At 39.7% G+C, this 16090-nt stretch carries 16 protein-coding genes; 1 reads left to right on the top strand and 15 read right to left on the bottom strand.

What is annotated here, in order from left to right:
- Nucleotides 1-5: 5 nt before the first annotated feature.
- The 3 genes from ACXYSM_RS01795 to ACXYSM_RS01785 are packed head-to-tail and all read right to left on the bottom strand — an operon-like array spanning nucleotide 6 to nucleotide 2687.
- The gene (locus ACXYSM_RS01795) at nucleotides 6-860 is read right to left on the bottom strand and encodes a shikimate dehydrogenase (RefSeq protein WP_458634141.1); all 855 of its coding nucleotides are present in this window, start codon (nucleotides 858-860) and stop codon (nucleotides 6-8) included.
- Complete coding sequence (gene aroD, locus ACXYSM_RS01790) at nucleotides 850-1527, bottom strand: type I 3-dehydroquinate dehydratase (protein ID WP_458634140.1); 678 nt, start codon at nucleotides 1525-1527, stop codon at nucleotides 850-852. The genes ACXYSM_RS01795 and aroD overlap by 11 nt, the downstream gene beginning before the upstream one ends.
- Nucleotides 1524-2687: a class I SAM-dependent rRNA methyltransferase gene (locus ACXYSM_RS01785; protein WP_458634139.1), complete on the bottom strand. Its 1164-nt coding sequence runs from the start codon at nucleotides 2685-2687 to the stop codon at nucleotides 1524-1526. The genes aroD and ACXYSM_RS01785 overlap by 4 nt, the downstream gene beginning before the upstream one ends.
- A 260-nt stretch (nucleotides 2688-2947) precedes the next feature.
- Between ACXYSM_RS01785 and ACXYSM_RS01780 the strand changes: the two genes are divergently transcribed.
- A complete protein-coding gene (locus ACXYSM_RS01780) occupies nucleotides 2948-4399 on the top strand; it encodes an alpha-amylase (RefSeq protein WP_458634138.1) in 1452 nt (483 codons plus the stop codon).
- A 46-nt stretch (nucleotides 4400-4445) separates the two neighbouring features.
- On the opposite strand, the gene ACXYSM_RS01775 is transcribed toward ACXYSM_RS01780, so the two are convergent.
- The 12 genes from ACXYSM_RS01775 to cdaA all read right to left on the bottom strand — a co-directional run bounded on the left by ACXYSM_RS01775 (nucleotide 4446) and on the right by cdaA (nucleotide 16015).
- Entirely contained in the window at nucleotides 4446-5120 is a 675-nt protein-coding gene (locus ACXYSM_RS01775) for a DnaD domain-containing protein (RefSeq protein WP_458634137.1), read from the bottom strand.
- An 8-nt stretch (nucleotides 5121-5128) separates the two neighbouring features.
- A complete protein-coding gene (gene metA, locus ACXYSM_RS01770) occupies nucleotides 5129-6073 on the bottom strand; it encodes a homoserine O-acetyltransferase MetA (RefSeq protein WP_016466652.1) in 945 nt (314 codons plus the stop codon).
- 193 nt (nucleotides 6074-6266) lie between these two features.
- Nucleotides 6267-6779, bottom strand: a complete 513-nt coding sequence (locus ACXYSM_RS01765; RefSeq protein WP_006154681.1) for an adenine phosphoribosyltransferase — start codon at nucleotides 6777-6779, stop codon at nucleotides 6267-6269.
- A gap of 141 nt (nucleotides 6780-6920) precedes the next feature.
- On the bottom strand, nucleotides 6921-7514 hold the full coding sequence (locus ACXYSM_RS01760; RefSeq protein ID WP_458634136.1) for a hypothetical protein: 594 nt from the start codon (nucleotides 7512-7514) through the stop codon (nucleotides 6921-6923).
- Nucleotides 7514-9382 (bottom strand): ABC-F family ATP-binding cassette domain-containing protein, encoded by a 1869-nt coding sequence (locus ACXYSM_RS01755; protein WP_458634135.1) that lies wholly within the window; start codon nucleotides 9380-9382, stop codon nucleotides 7514-7516. Before ACXYSM_RS01755 ends, ACXYSM_RS01760 begins: the two co-directional genes overlap by 1 nt.
- Nucleotides 9379-10578 carry a CCA tRNA nucleotidyltransferase gene (locus ACXYSM_RS01750; RefSeq protein ID WP_458634134.1) on the bottom strand — a complete coding sequence of 400 codons (1200 nt, stop codon included), beginning with the start codon at nucleotides 10576-10578 and terminating at the stop codon, nucleotides 9379-9381. Before ACXYSM_RS01750 ends, ACXYSM_RS01755 begins: the two co-directional genes overlap by 4 nt.
- Nucleotides 10575-11342: a 4-hydroxy-tetrahydrodipicolinate reductase gene (gene dapB / locus ACXYSM_RS01745; protein WP_458634133.1), complete on the bottom strand. Its 768-nt coding sequence runs from the start codon at nucleotides 11340-11342 to the stop codon at nucleotides 10575-10577. The genes ACXYSM_RS01750 and dapB overlap by 4 nt, the downstream gene beginning before the upstream one ends.
- A 375-nt stretch (nucleotides 11343-11717) precedes the next feature.
- Nucleotides 11718-12566, bottom strand: coding sequence for a DegV family protein (locus ACXYSM_RS01740; protein WP_314944659.1), 849 nt, complete (start codon nucleotides 12564-12566; stop codon nucleotides 11718-11720).
- 4 nt (nucleotides 12567-12570) lie between these two features.
- Nucleotides 12571-12945 (bottom strand): DUF1149 family protein, encoded by a 375-nt coding sequence (locus tag ACXYSM_RS01735; RefSeq protein WP_004252208.1) that lies wholly within the window; start codon nucleotides 12943-12945, stop codon nucleotides 12571-12573.
- A gap of 65 nt (nucleotides 12946-13010) precedes the next feature.
- Nucleotides 13011-14360, bottom strand: coding sequence for a phosphoglucosamine mutase (gene glmM, locus ACXYSM_RS01730; protein ID WP_458634132.1), 1350 nt, complete (start codon nucleotides 14358-14360; stop codon nucleotides 13011-13013).
- A gap of 31 nt (nucleotides 14361-14391) precedes the next feature.
- On the bottom strand, nucleotides 14392-15171 hold the full coding sequence (locus tag ACXYSM_RS01725) for a CdaR family protein (RefSeq protein ID WP_458634131.1): 780 nt from the start codon (nucleotides 15169-15171) through the stop codon (nucleotides 14392-14394).
- Nucleotides 15158-16015, bottom strand: coding sequence for a diadenylate cyclase CdaA (gene cdaA, locus ACXYSM_RS01720; RefSeq protein WP_458634130.1), 858 nt, complete (start codon nucleotides 16013-16015; stop codon nucleotides 15158-15160). The genes ACXYSM_RS01725 and cdaA overlap by 14 nt, the downstream gene beginning before the upstream one ends.
- Between the last annotated feature and the right edge of the window lie 75 nt (nucleotides 16016-16090).

The following is a 16090-nucleotide window of genomic DNA, read 5'->3' as shown; positions in this document are numbered from 1 at the left end:
TTTCTTTATTGGTACTTTTGTTTTAATAATTCCCAGATTTGATCTGTTGGCATTTCCTTGCCTGTCCATAACTGAAAAGCTTCTGCAGCTTGGTAAAGCAACATGCCAAGGCCATTGATCGATTGATTCCCCTGGTTTCTTGCCCATTTCAAAAATGGTGTTTCAAAGGGTTGATAAATCACATCTGCTACCATGAGCTTGTCTGGTAAAACGATGCTGGTCGGGATTGGCTGAGAGGATCCATCCATGCCCACACTAGTAGCATTGACCAAGAGGTCAGCTTTAGTGATGCTGTCTTGAAGATCTTGAACATCCTCTAATGCAAATAAATCTACTCTAAATCCAGTCGCATTCTGTATTTTTTCTAAGTAAGGTCTTGTTTTTTCCATGGATGAAGAACGAACAAAGACAGAAATCTGACTCACTCCATCCAAGATTGCCTGTGCCAAAATTGCCTTGGCTGCACCGCCTGCTCCTAACAAAACCAGTCTTTTCTTTGATATTTTAAAAGAAGGCAAGCTCTTAAAGAATCCCTTGCCATCTGTGTTATATCCAATTAATGTTCCTTCTCGATTCACAACTGTATTAACTGCACCAATTAAACAAGCCTCTTCGCTCAACTGGTCCAGATAAGGAATCACTTGTTCCTTGTAAGGCATGGAAAGATTGATTCCATACATCTGGTAGCGACGAATATTGGCAACTGTTTCTGCTAGTTCAGCTGCATCTACTTCCCAAGCAAGATAAACACCATTGGTATTGGTTGCTTCAAAAGCGCTATTGTGAATAAAGGGAGAAATGGAGTGTTTGATAGGATTTGCGACTACAGCTGCTAAACGTGTGTAGCCATCAATCTTCATTTAGAAGCTCCCTAATTTTTTTCATGCTAGATAGTGAAATTTGTCCTGGAGCACTAGCTTCATCTAGACTTGCAAAAGACCAACTAGAACCAGTCACATCTGAAGTAATACGAGAGACCTTGCCCACTTTTCCCATAGAAATCGTTACATATTCTTGTTCAGGATTCAGTGTTTTAAAGCCACGTGTAAAGTTCATCAGATCCAACACATCTTGTTCTGTATTAGCCATAACAGCTATTTTCACAACCTTAGGGTTTAAACTTGTCAACTCAGACAATATTTCCATTAGATTCTCAGGTGTTTCTTGGAAGTTATGGTAGCTCAAGACGAGATTTGGAAAGTCCAACATCTGATCAAAAACATCCTTGTAGCTAAAATATTCAAAATCAATATAATCTGGTTGATAAAGCTGTGCCACTTCCTTGATCATTTGAACATACTCTTCTGAAGAGAGCTCAATTTGACCACCCTCGGCACGAGTACGTAAAGTGAAAACAAGCTCACGACCTGCAAATTTTTCAAAAATAGCTGGCGCTACCTGCAAAATAGCTTCCTTAGGTAAGAAGTCAGCTCGCCACTCAATGATATCAGCATCTTGGTAGCGCAACACATCAATAGCCTGAGCCTCTTCTATACTTCTTGGCATTACGGAAACAATTAATTTCATTTACTAACCTTCATGGTAATCACTTTGAGGTAATTACTACTTTCATCTTTTTCATTGTAGACAAAGTCTGCTGGAAGTCCATATTTATGAAGGACCTGATACTTTCTTCCTGCAAAACCTTTGTTAATTTGTTCTGTAAATTTTTGACGGGAAACATTAGCAGCATTGGTACTAGCAATAATGATTCCACCTGGATTTAAAATCTCTAAGCTTTGAGAAATCAACTTGTGATAATCCTTAGCTACAGAGAAGGTTTGTTTTTTATTTCGGGCAAAGCTAGGTGGATCCAGAACAATCACGTCATAGCTTAAACCTTTCCTCTTAGCATATTTAAAGTATTCAAAGACATCCATGACAAGCAAGCGATGATTGTCTAGACTTAAACCATTGGCAGCAAAATGAGCTGCTGATAATTCTCTTGAACGCTTAGCCAAGTCCACAGAAGTCGTTTCAATAGCTCCCCCCATAGCTGCAGCAACTGAAAAAGCTGCTGTGTAGGAAAACATATTGAGTAAGGATTTCCCCATGGCCAAACCATCAACCAAACTCCCACGAACTTCATGTTGGTCCAAGAAAATTCCTGTCATGAGACCGTCATTCATGAAGACTTGGTAAAGAACTCCATTTTCAAGTATCGTGAAACATTCAGGTGCATCTTGACCATAGATATGAGCAGACTCATAGTCTAGACCTTTAAAGCGTATTTTTTCATAAGCACCTAAGACTTCAGGAAAAATTTGACTAAAAGCTGCTATAATCTCTTGGCGAAGACTATAAATATAGGAGTTATACCAAGAGAAAACTACATAATCCCCGTAGAGGTCCAGAGTCATTCCACCGAAGCCATCACCTTCTTGATTAAACAAACGAAAGGCAGTTGTCAACTCATCTTGATAGTAGGTAGATCGTTTTAGTTTGGCTTTTTCAAACAAGCTTTCAAAGAAGGTTTGATTAAAAGAAGTTTTCTGGTTAGTTACAAACCAACCAATTCCCTTATTTTGTCGGGATAAATAAGCCTTCCCTAAAAATTCTTTGCTTTGGCTGAAAAGTTCAACTTCCTGATCAGTTTCAGATAAGTCTGGAAAATCAACTTCTTCCAAAAGAACCTGACCTTTGTGGAGCTTTTTTTCGACACGCCGACTGACGAATACTTTATTCATAGATACAATTATATCAAATTTGTTGAAAATTCACAAAGTAGAAAGTGATTTCTCCATTGATGTCATAGGAACTATCCAAACTTTTCGTTTCTGCTTGATGGTTTCTAAATGAGAATGGTCATTTGTGTTGAGAAATTTCATTCTATTACCGTAAAAATAGACATTCATATCCTGAGGTCTATTTTTGTAGCGCAAACGTTTGTGCATTTACTTGCTTTGTGGTAAAATGATTCTCAAATTGTTAAGTATGAGGACCATCTATGAAAAATCAAACCCTAATGCAATATTTTGAGTGGTACCTTCCCCATGATGGACAACACTGGACGCGACTTACCGAAGATGCTGAGCACCTTGCAAATCTAGGAATTAGCCACGTCTGGATGCCACCTGCCTTTAAAGCTACCAACGAAAAAGATGTCGGTTATGGTGTCTATGACCTTTTTGACCTCGGTGAATTTGACCAAAAAGGAACTGTCCGTACCAAGTACGGCTTTAAAGAAGACTATCTTCAAGCCATTCAAACACTTAAATCACATGGGATTCAACCTATGGCTGACGTCGTCTTAAACCACAAGGCAGCTGCAGACCGTTTAGAATCCTTCCAGGTTATTGAAGTCGACCCAGAAGATCGTACAATTGAACTTGGAGAACCTTTTACCATCAATGGTTGGACAAACTTTACTTTTGATGGAAGACAAAACACCTACAATGATTTCCACTGGCACTGGTACCACTTCACAGGAACTGATTACGATGCCAAAAGACGGAAGTCTGGCATCTATCTCATTCAGGGAGAAAACAAAGGTTGGGCTCATGAAGAATTAGTCGATAACGAAAATGGTAACTATGACTATCTCATGTATGCGGACTTAGATTTTAAGCATCCAGAAGTCATACAAAATATCTACGATTGGGCTGATTGGTTCATGGAAACGACTGGCGTAGCTGGTTTTCGCTTAGATGCTGTCAAGCATATCGATTCCTTCTTTATGCGTAATTTCATTCGTGACATCAAAGAGAAATATGGACAAGACTTCTATGTCTTTGGAGAATTCTGGAATCCAGATAAGGAAGCCAACCTTGACTATCTCGAAAAGATTGAAGAGCGCTTTGACCTTGTCGATGTCCGCCTTCACATGAATCTCTTTGAGGCAAGCCAAGCTGGTTCAGACTACGATTTGCGAACCATCTTTAATGATAGTCTAGTTCAAATCAAACCAGATAAGGCTGTAACCTTTGTCGAAAACCATGATACTCAACGAGGACAAGCTTTAGAATCTACTGTAGAAGAATGGTTTAAACCAGCAGCCTATGCTCTTATTCTTTTGCGCGAGCAGGGTCTCCCTTGTGTCTTTTACGGAGACTACTACGGTATCTCTGGTCAATATGCTCAGCAAGATTTTAAAGAAGTTCTTGACTGTCTCTTAGCTATCCGAAAAGATTTGGCTTATGGAGAGCAGACGGACTACTTTGATGACCCTAATTGTATCGGTTGGGTTCGTTCTGGAGCTGACAACCAATCGCCTCTTGCCATTCTTATCTCAAACGCTCAAGAGAATTACAAAACCATGTTTGTAGGTCCAGAATGGGCTGATCATACTTTTGTTGATTTACTTGGCAACCATTCAGACCAAGTAACTATTAATGCTGAAGGATATGGTGATTTCCCAGTTGCTGAACGTTCTGTAAGTGTTTGGGGACTTGCTAATTAAAAACAAAAAAACTTGCCTGATTGGCAAGTTTTTTTATTATTCGTTATTAGTCTTTCCATAGATCCATAGCATTTTTAAAATCAGATGAAACCTGAACATTTTGAGGGTTTGTTGCCTCTCTCTCTTGACGTTTCGCTTCTACCTGGGCTACGCTCCTAATCCCTTCATGACGCCAGTTTCGTAGAATTGCTTGGATATATTTCCAATTTGGTTTTCCATTTAGAACAGCTTCTCGTAAGGCTTCTTTTATCAAATCCGCACTAGTTCCGTCTTCTCTCAAACTCTTTTCCAAATCTTCAATTTCAAATGGGCTCAATAGACGACCTAGCTCCTGTTGGAAAGTATCTACCAAGCTCTTTAAATCATTAGGAGCAGATTGCACCTGGTTTGGAGCTTGTTTTTCCAAAAGTTGGTCTAGGCGCTCCAAGGCAAGAGTTGCATCGAAAATTACTTCTATTTCACCATTGAGTTCAATCGTTCGGTATTGAAGCAACCCCTTATCAGTCAAGCGGGAAATTGCTTGGTTGACTTCAGTAACTTGCTTGCCAATTTTTTCAGCAATCTGACTTGGAGACAATTCACCTAAAGCCGTTGTATTCTGTAGGTAAAAGAATTGCCAAACCAAGAAATCATCGCTTGACGAGAACAGTTGATTGTAATGTAAGAGCAGGTCACTCGGTAACACTAAGTTCCCTGATTTAAAAGCATCTAAATATGTCATAATTCCTCTTATAAGTATCCAAAATGAGACACATCATCTTCTACACTCTTCCACTCAAAAGGCGTTTCTTGGTATACTGCATAATTTACCCAGTTACTGAAAAAGAGGGCTGCAGATGAACTCCACCTCATACAAGGAAGTTCATGAATGTCATCATTTTTGAAATAATTTTCTGGTATATGTGGATCTAAACCAGCATCTAGATCTCTAAAATATTCCTTTGCGAGCGTATCGCGATCATACTCTAAATGCCCAAAGCTATAGACTTCTCTCAAATCTCGACTCGCAAGGATAGAGACTCCTACCTCTTCTCCTGATGCTAAAATCTCTAGATTTGTTTTGTTTAGAATATCTTCTTTGTGGACTTCTGTATGGCGAGAATGAGGGGATACATATAAATCATCAAAACCTCTCAGTAGAAGATGACCTTCTTTCAAAACATCTTGAGAATAAATCCCAGAAAGCTTCTGGTCCATCTGGTATTTATCTACGCCATAGCGATAGTATAGACCCGCTTGTGCTCCCCAGCAAATATACAGGGTTGAAAAGACATGAGTCTTAGACCAATCGATAACCTTAGTAAATTCCTCCCAATAGTCCACTTCTTCAAAAGGGAGATGTTCAACTGGAGCACCTGTAATAATCAAGCCATCAAAATACTGGTCTTGAACTTCTGAGAAGGTCTTATAAAAAGTCTTCATATGCTCAGAACGAGTTGTTTTCGACTGATGACTTTCCATATATAAAAATTCAATATCTAACTGCAAAGGAGTATTGGCTAAATGGCGTAAAAGCTGAGTTTCTGTAACCATTTTCAGTGGCATCAAGTTTAAAATCAGAATTTTCAGTGGTCGAATATCCTGATGAGCCGCCCTCTGGTCATCCATGACGAAAATATTTTCCGTTCGTAAAATCTCAACTGCTGGTAATTTTTTATCAATTCGAATCGGCATAGAAATCTCCTTACTGTATCATATTGGACTCAAGTAACCTGACTGTCATCAAATGGAAAAATCAAGCTGATGACACTTCTTCCCTTTATTATACTGTAAGAAGATATAGTTTTCAATTATAGTTTTTCTCTAACTAGATATAGCTTATTTTTATATCAAATGAAGAGAAAACAGCCCTAGGGACTGTTTTTCATTAATAATGCATCAGCACTTTATAGTCGTAATCTCCGATAGCTTCACGACCTTTGAGTTCATCCAGTTCGATTAAGAAGGCACAACCTGCTACGACTCCACCCAATTTTTCAATCATTTCGATGGTTGCTTTAACAGTACCACCTGTTGCCAAGAGGTCATCTACAATAAGAACACGTTGACCTGGTTTGATAGCATCTGCGTGCATGGTCAAAGTATCAACACCATATTCTTTTTCGTAGTCAGCTGAAATCACTTCGCGTGGCAATTTCCCTGGTTTACGTACAGGTGCAAAACCAATTCCCAACTCAAAAGCGACTGGACATCCAACGATAAATCCACGCGCTTCTGGACCTACGATCATATCGATCTTTTTGTCAGTAGCATATTGAACAATTTCACGAACAGCATAACTGTAGGCATTTCCATCTGCCATCAATGGGCTAATATCACGGAAAGTAATTCCTTCTTGTGGATAATTTTCAATACTTGCAATGTAATCTTTTAAGTTCATAGCGTTTCTTTCTTTTAAAGTTTTTACTCCCTATTATACCATAATTCCTAGAAAAGCAAAATAGAAAGAAGCCTTGGAATATCCTTCCAAAGCCCCTCAGTCCTTCATAAAATTCGGAGATTCACTCGCTCAATGAAATCTTTACTTCTTTTTGCTTTTAGTGCTTTGATTTCGCTCGCGATTTTGTTCGATGCGCCACTCTCGCTCAAAGTAAGACATGGTTTCAAATACTCTCTTTGGTAAGCCAACATCCAGCAAATAGATTGGGATTTTCAAAACGTTAGAATGTTTTGAACTTGTAAATCTACTTCGAAGACGATACCAGAAAAAGTTGGATTTTAAAAGTTCCTTGTCATAAAACTGAACCTCAATTATATAAAAATCCCTTGCATTTCTACTACCCTTAATTCTCGTGAGAGCAAACTTTTCTACCTGTCCCCAGGAATAAAACTGCCAGTCTTTCTTTGGATATGGTTTATAGAAAAATCCTTGAGCCGTACATTTCAAATACTCTTTATCAGAAAAAAGCCGTCGCAAATGTTGATACAAAATGAAGCCAACGATGATGATTAAGAAACCAATAAAGAGAATGAAAGCCACCAATCCCGCAGGTGCTTCTTCGGGATAGCTCAGCAAAAACGAAAAAATCCAAAGTAGAAGAGCCAATTCTAGTAGATAAAGAATAAGGCTCAAAACGATTTTCTTACTACTCCATTTAATAATTGTTTCTTCCATTAAGCCAACTCACTTAAATATTCATAGCGTTCATATTTTTCCAGTAAGTCTTCATTTTTCTCGTCTAACTCTTTTTGAAGGGTAGCTAGTTTCCCAAAGTCAGAACCATTTGCTAGCATTTCTTCCTCTATAGAAGAGATGCGGTTTTCCAAGGCTTCGATGTCACCTTCAATACTTGCCCATTCCTGCTTTTCTTGGTAGGTCATCCGTTTCTTTTCTTCACGGACTTTAACGACTTTTTCCTTCTCAACTTTTTGACTTTGTGTTACTGCTTCTGCTTCAAAGGCCTTTTCATCTAGATAATCTGTATAATGTCCAAAGAAAGGACGAATGGTCCCGTCTTCAAAAGCAAGAATCTTAGTTGCTACCTTATCAAGGAAATAGCGGTCGTGACTAACTGTCAAGACTGGTCCTGCAAAACCTTGTAAGAAATTTTCTAGAACTGTTAAGGTCGCAATGTCTAGGTCATTTGTTGGTTCATCCAAGAGAAGCACATTGGGTTTTTCAAGGAGTAATTTGAGGAGGTAAAGACGCTTCTTCTCTCCACCTGACAGCTTCTCAATCAAAGTACCGTGTGTTGAACGAGGGAAAAGAAATTGTTCTAGTAATTCTGCAATGGATGTCGTAGAGCCACCGCTCGTCTTAACTTCTTCTGCCACTTCTTGCAAGTAATTGATAACTCGCTTGCTTTCATCCAATCCTTCGATTTGTTGCGAGAAATAGGCAATGCGTACTGTTTCACCGATGATAACTTGTCCTTCAGTCGCTTCAAGTCTTCCTGCAATAAGGTTAAGAAGGGTTGACTTCCCAACACCATTGTCCCCGACGATTCCGATACGGTCTTTGGCTTGTACCAAAAGATTAAAATGTTTCAGAATCGGTTTATCGTCATAGGCAAAGGAAACATCCTTAAACTCGATAACCTTTTTACCGATACGGCTAGTTTCAAAATTCATGCTCAAGTCTGTCTCAAGGCTAGTATCTGAAACTTCTTTTTTCAAGTCATGGAATCGATTGATACGAGTTTGTTGCTTAGTCGCACGAGCTTGCGGTTGCCGTCTCATCCAAGCTAATTCTTGTTTGTAAAGTTGTTCCTTTTTATGAAGAAGAGCTGCGTCACGCTCATCCTGTTCAGCCTTGAGACGGACATAATCTTGGTAATTCCCCTGATACTCTGTTAATCCACCTCTATCCAATTCAAAAATTCGCGTAGAAAGAGCATCTAGGAAATAACGATCGTGAGTGATGAAGAGGACGGTCTTCTTGGAATTCTTCAAGAAAAGTGTCAGCCACTCGATGGTCGCAATGTCCAGATGGTTGGTTGGCTCATCAAGAAGCAAGAGATCATGATTTCCTAAAAGCACTTGCGCCAATTGAACCCGTCTACGAAGACCACCCGACAAAGCTCCAACAGGAGTTGATAATTCTTGAATTCCTAGTTTACTGAGAACAGTCTTGACCTGACTTTCGATTTCCCATGCTTGAAGAGAATCCATCTCCGCCATGACCCGTTCTAGACGCGACTGCTTTTCCTCACTGTAGTTGAGCATAAGCAGTTCATACTCCCGAATTAACTGGATTTCTTTCAAATCACTTGATAAAACAGTATCCAAGACAGTCTTACTATCATCAAAATCGGGATTTTGAGTCAGGTAGCCAATCTTGTAATCACTCTTTGCTGAAAATGGGCTTACGTCACCATCAAAACCTGAAACGCCAGAAAGAACATCTAGAAGGGTTGTTTTCCCGGTTCCGTTGACACCGATAAGACCGATGCGATCTAAGTCGTGGATGATAAAAGAAATATCCTTAAAAACGGTCTTGTCACCAACGGATTTGCTTAGTTTTTCAACGATAAAATCACTCATTTTCTCTCCCTTAGGTAAGCATGGATGGCTTTACGGTCATTTTCCAATTCTCCATCCACAATAGCATACTCAATTTCTTCTAAAACATCCCCTAATTCAGGACCTGGATGATAGCCATATTCCTTGATAAGAATGCCACCATTAATTTGAATCTCTTTCTTATCATGAATAGCCAAGCTCTCGTAAGTTTCTGTGATTGCTTGTGGGTTGACTTCCTTCCCTTGAGCTCTGCGAAGATTTTCAGCCTGTAGAAGCAAGTCCAAATCAAAACGGTAACAATCACGTTTACCTAGCTCCCCTTCTTCTCGGAGAGCCAAAATAGACAGCAAATCCTGTACCTGCTTAGCAAATTGGCGTGAAGTCTTCCAATGTTTCAAAAACTTTTGAGCATCTTCCACTTCTAAAACCCATAAAAGTGCTGCCCAAGCTTGCTCAGAAGATTCAAAAGTAAAATCTTTTTCTAAATCAAACAAAGACTGGAGTTTTTCCTGACTACCAGCCATATCTGGAAGATAATCATAAGCTTGACTCTCAATCATAGATGATAAACCTACTTGCCAATAGGGAGCCAGTAAAAGCTTATCAAACTCGACAAAGGTGCGCTCCACAGAGATTTTCTCCAAGAGTGGCGTTAAGGCCTTCATCGCTTCAAACGTTTCTTGCTCGAGTTCAAAACCAAGACTAGCTTGGAAACGAAAGCCACGCATGATGCGTAGCGCATCTTCATTGAAACGTTCACTAGCTACACCGACAGCTCGCAGAACTTGATTTTCTAAATCTTTGAGACCATCAAATAAATCGACGATTTCTCCTGTCTCATCCAAGGCAAAGGCATTGACTGTGAAATCTCGGCGTTTGAGATCTTCTTCGAGTGAACGAACAAAAGAAACAGAACTTGGTCTCCGATAGTCTACATAGACATCCTCTGTTCGAAAAGTAGTGACTTCGTACTCTTCATCTCCATCTAAAACCAAAACGGTCCCATGCTCAATGCCGATATCAGCTGTGCGTGGAAAAATCTGCTTGGTCTCTTCAGGATAAGATGAAGTCGCGATATCCACATCATGGATGGGACGATTGAGTAGGGCATCCCTAACAGAGCCACCAACAAAATAAGCCTCAAATCCTGCTTCTTTAATTTTTTCTAATACTGGTAAAGCCTTCTGAAATTCAGAAGGCATTTTTGTTAATTTCATAGTAAGTGTTCTAATCCATAGACAAGCTCATGACGCTTGACAACTTCTTTGATTCCCAAATTCACTCCTGTCATGAAGGAGCTACGATCATAGGAGTCATGACGCAGAGTCAATCCCTCCCCTTGATTTCCAAAAATGACCTCTTGATGGGCTACCAATCCTGGCAAGCGAACTGAATGGATTCGCATACCATCAAAGTTAGCTCCACGTGCTCCCGCAATGAGTTCTTCCTCATCATTAGCACCTTGTTGAATAGACTCACGAACTTCAGCCATCAACTCGGCTGTTTTAATAGCTGTCCCGCTCGGAGCATCTTTTTTCTTATCATGGTGGAGTTCAATAATCTCCACATTTGGGAAGTATTTAGCTGCCTGTGCTGCAAATTGCATCAGCAAGACAGCACCCAAGGCAAAGTTCGGAGCAATCAAGCCACCCAAGCCTTTGGAACGAGACAATTCTTTTAATTCTTCGATTTCTTGACTGGTGAAACCTGTCGTTCCTACTACTGGGGCAAAGCCATTTTCAAGAGCAAAGCGTGTATTCTCATAGGCGACAGCTGGTGTAGTAAAGTCCACCCAAACATGGGCATCAAAACCTGCTAAGTCATTTTTATCATTGAATACTGGAATTCCTTGCCATTCAGATGCAGACTCAAAAGGATCCAAAACAGCTACTAGTTCAAGTTCAGGATCAGACAAAACCATCTGACAAGCAGCTTGCCCCATTCTTCCCTTAAAACCTGCGATAATCACTCGAATACTCATCTCTACTCCAGCCTAAGATACAAAGGACGTTAGCTGACCATGAAAAATAGGGGATGGCGCTGACTTTCCATGAAAGGCAAGACAGGCATCTTTTTTCAAGAGGCAGATAGTCCGTGTTCAATTTCTAAAATACAAAGCCTGCAAGAACACAAAGTGAAAATAGGAGTTCTAATCAAGGAGTAGATACTCCTTGGAAGAACTGTCTTTTTCACACAGGGTTCCAGGCGTGTTCAATTGCTAAGATACAAAGGACGTTAGCTGCCCATGAAAAATAGGGAATGGCGCTGACTTTCCACGAAAGGCAAGACAGACATCTTTTTTCAAGAGGCAGATAGTCCGTGTTCAATTTTAAGATACAAAGCCTGCAAGAACAATCTAGACAATTGGTGTATAACCTAAAGCAATACTTCCTTCTCCAAGGTGAGTCCCGATGACACTACCAAAGGTTGCAATTGAAATGTCTGTAGCTACTCCGCCGTCTAACAAAAGCTGAAGCAAATCAGCTGCTTTTTGAGGAGCATTCCCATGAATTACAGTAATCTGATAATTTCCATTACTTGTTACTTCTTTGACAATTTCAACCAAACGTTTTGTTGCTTTCTTCTCTGTACGAACCTTCTCATAAACTTCGATAACACCTTGGTCATTGAAATAGAGGATTGGTTTAATGCTAAGAAGGTTCCCTAAAATAGCTGCGCCATTTGATAAACGACCACCTTTAACCAGATGATCAAGGTCATCTACCACGATAAAGGCAGAAGTATTTTCAATCTGTTCGGTTAACTTATCTAGTATAGACTGGAAATCATCTCCCTGCTCAGACCATTGAAAAACACTTTCTACCATGAAACCTAGAGGGGCACTTGTAATACGAGTATCAGGAAAAGCAATGGTTAGACCTTCAAACTCATCCGTCATATACTGGATGTTCTGGTGAAACCCTGAGATTCCAGAAGATAGGAAGAGACCCAAAACATGAGTATAGCCTTTTTCTTTTAATGATGATAAAATTTCATCCAACTTTGCAATACTTGGTTGACTTGTTTTAGGTAGTTCAGATGAACGAGCCATTTTTTCATAAAATTCTTGAGCGGTTAGATTTACACCTTCAACATACTCCTGTCCGTCGATATTCACAGGAATGTCAAGCACAAATAAATCTTCTTTCCGCAAGGTTTCCGCTTGTAGAAAAGCAGATGAGTCTGTTATGACCGCTAATTTCATTTTTTTAAAACTCCAAATTAATTCCTGGTAAATCTAGTGCAATTTCCGTTACTTCATACGTCAAACGGTTTAGCATATCCAAAGAAGGACGAGCAAGCGTCTCAACTTCTTCTTGACTAAAGTCACTTGGTTGATCTACGATACGACCTTCAACGTGGTTGACTTGAGAAATAGTACCGCTGATAACAAATTTATCAAAGACAATCATAAAGCTCAAAACAACTACGAGAGAAGTCACCTGATTTTCTTGGTCATGTTGAAGTAGTTGGAAGTTCACATCAACCTTTGTTTCAGGAATTCCGTTCTCATTTTCCCATTCAAAGTTACGAGCATCAAAGTGATACTGACTTACAAATTCTTGTTCACGTTTTAAATTCATCATATTCTCCATGGTTACAATTTACTTTGAATTGTAACATATTTTCTTATTTTCTGCTAACTTTCCTAAATTCCGATTTCTGCTTTCACAACTTCAGCAATGGTATCCACATAGTAATCTACCTCTTCAGTTGTTGGTGCTTCAGCCATGACACGCAAGAGTGGCTCAGTTCCACTTGGGCGAACGAGAATACGTCCGTTACCTGCCATCTCTTCTTCCATCTTATCGATAATAGCCTTGATAGCTGGTACTTCCATGGCTTTGTCTTTCATAGTGTTTTCCACACGGATATTAACCAATTTTTGTGGGTAAATTGTTACTTCTGATGCCAACTGAGATAAGCTCTTACCCGTTTCTTGCATGATCTTAGTCAATTGAACTGCTGAAAGTTGACCATCACCAGTTGTATTGTAGTCCATCAAGATAACGTGACCTGATTGTTCTCCGCCTAGATTGTAGCCTGATTTTCTCATTTCTTCAACTACATAGCGGTCTCCAACAGCAGTGACTGCTTTATTGATTCCTTCACGGTCCAAGGCTTTATGGAAACCAAGGTTAGACATAACTGTTGTTACAATTGTATTTTGAGCCAATTGACCTTTCTCAGAAAGGTATTTACCGATGATATACATAATCTTATCACCGTCGACAATATCACCGTTTTCATCTACTGCAATCAAACGGTCACTATCACCATCAAAGGCCAAACCGATAGCTGACCCGCTTTCTTTCACAAGTTCTTGCAAGGCTTCTGGATGAGTTGAACCAACGTTCAAGTTGATGTTCAGTCCATCTGGAGTTTCTCCGATAACCGTTAATTGAGCACCCAAGTCTGCAAAAATTTGTCGAGCACTTGTTGAAGCAGCGCCATTTGCAGTATCCAATGCTACCTTCATCCCTTCAAGAGCTGTTCCAGTTGAAACAAGATAAGCTTCATACTTGCGCAAACCTTCTGGATAATCAACTACAGTCCCTAAACCTTCAGCACTTGGACGTGGAAGAGTGTCTTCACTCGCATCAAGCAAGGCTTCGATTTCTGCTTCCTTGTCATCGTCAAGTTTAAATCCGTCACCACCAAAGAATTTAATCCCGTTATCAAGGGCTGGGTTGTGGCTAGCTGAGATCATGACACCTGCACTTGCTCCCTCAGTTTTAACCAAGTATGCTACTGCTGGTGTTGCAAGAACGCCAAGCTTATAAACGTGGATTCCAACTGAAAGAAGACCAGCAATGAGAGCTGCTTCTAACATTTGACCTGAAATACGTGTATCACGTCCTACGAAAACTTTAGGCGCTTCTGTCGCATGTTGACTGAGGACATATCCTCCGAAGCGACCCAATTTAAAGGCCAATTCTGGCGTTAATTCTACGTTTGCTTCTCCACGGACTCCGTCCGTTCCAAAATATTTACCCATTTTAACATTCCTTTTCTAGTATATTTTTAATTTAAGATTCTGACTTCGTCTCTGCTGATGTCGTTGAAGAGTTTTCAGTAGACGAAGTGTTACTTGTTGTGCTTGTGCTACTTGTTGTTCTAACAGCTTTAGTTGAAACTTTCATAGTCGTTTCAAAAGGTGTAATTACTGTTGGTAAGACAGATCCATTTTTATCAACAGCTTGCAAGGGAACGGAACCAGAGTAGTTTCCTGTAATCTGTTCACTCGTTGGTAAAACTGCAACAATCCGATCAATCTTAGATAGTGTATCCGCATCACTAGTTACTGAAACTTTTTCATCAGAAACAGTCACACGTTCGATTATAATCTTCTCATCAATTTGACTAGAATCAATTTGAGGTACAACAGGTACATTATCTCGAGTAACTTTCTTACCAATCTTTACTGTGATCTTTTGTGGTGTTGCTACAGCTGTCAAACCACTTGGAAGATTTTCAATGGTCAAGGGAACTTCAATCGTACCTTCTGTAGCTTGCGTCAAATCAGCAGTCACTTTAAATTTACGAGTGCTCTCCTGCATCTCACTAGCCAAGGTGACTCGATTCGAACCCGTCAAAAATACCGTTACTTCCGAGCTGAAACCACTGATAAAATATTGCTCACTATCATACTGAATATCAATCGGTACATTGACTACTGTATTGGTATAGGTTTCAGTTTTAGTTTGTCTTGCGTTGGTATTGTTTTGATAATTGATTGATGTTGCATAGATAAACAGGACACATGCAAAGAGGAGTGAGGAGATGATATAAAGACTATTTCTTTTCATTATTCCAACCTCCTAATAGACGTTCTTTTAAGCTTAGTTCTTGTTCATCCTTAGGTATCAGAATACGACGTAGTTCTTCCTCGAATTCTTCCAAACTTAAGTCATGTTTGAATACACCGTTGTAGGTGATAGAAATACCACCGGTTTCTTCTGATACAACAAATGTAAGGGCATCTGAAACTTCGGATAAACCAATGGCTGCACGGTGACGAGTTCCGAACTCTTTAGAAATACCTGTGTTTTCAGTCAATGGTAGATAGGCAGAGGTTACTGCAATTCTTTCTCCACTGATAATGACTGCTCCATCATGGAGCGGCGTATTAGGGATAAAGATGTTAATTAATAACTCTGCAGAAATCTTAGCATCCAAAGGAATTCCTGTAACGATGTACTCCTGCAAGGTTCTCACACGTTGAACAGCTACCAAAGCTCCAATCTTTCGCGGGCTCATATACTCAACCGATTTTACAAAAGCCTGTACCATCTGCTCTTCTGAACTTATAGGAGTATTTGAAAAGAAGTCCGTAGCTCGACCTAATCGTTCCAAACCTGTCCGAATTTCTGGAGAAAAGATAACAACCGCTGCAATAACTCCATAGGTAATCAATTGGTTAATCAACCAGGAAATAGTCGTCAAGCCCAAAAAATTAGCCGCAATCTGAGCTAAGATAAAAACTAAAACGCCTCGAACCAAAATCATAATCTTGGTTCCTGCAATTGATTTTGTAAATTGATATAAGATATAAGCAACGATTAGAATATCAATCACATTTATCGCAATACTCCAAGGACTGGAAAACAAACTAGACCAGTATTGAAGATTAGATAATTGCTGAAAATTCATCCTGTGTCCCCTCTCCAAAAAAGCTTCTCTTCATTATAACATTTTTAATGGAAATTTTCTCCCCCCTACCTCATT

It is taken from the genome of Streptococcus sp. V940 (assembly GCF_054353495.1).
The sequence above is the reverse complement of the archived record's forward strand: the minus strand, read 5'-3'. Positions and strand labels throughout refer to the sequence as shown.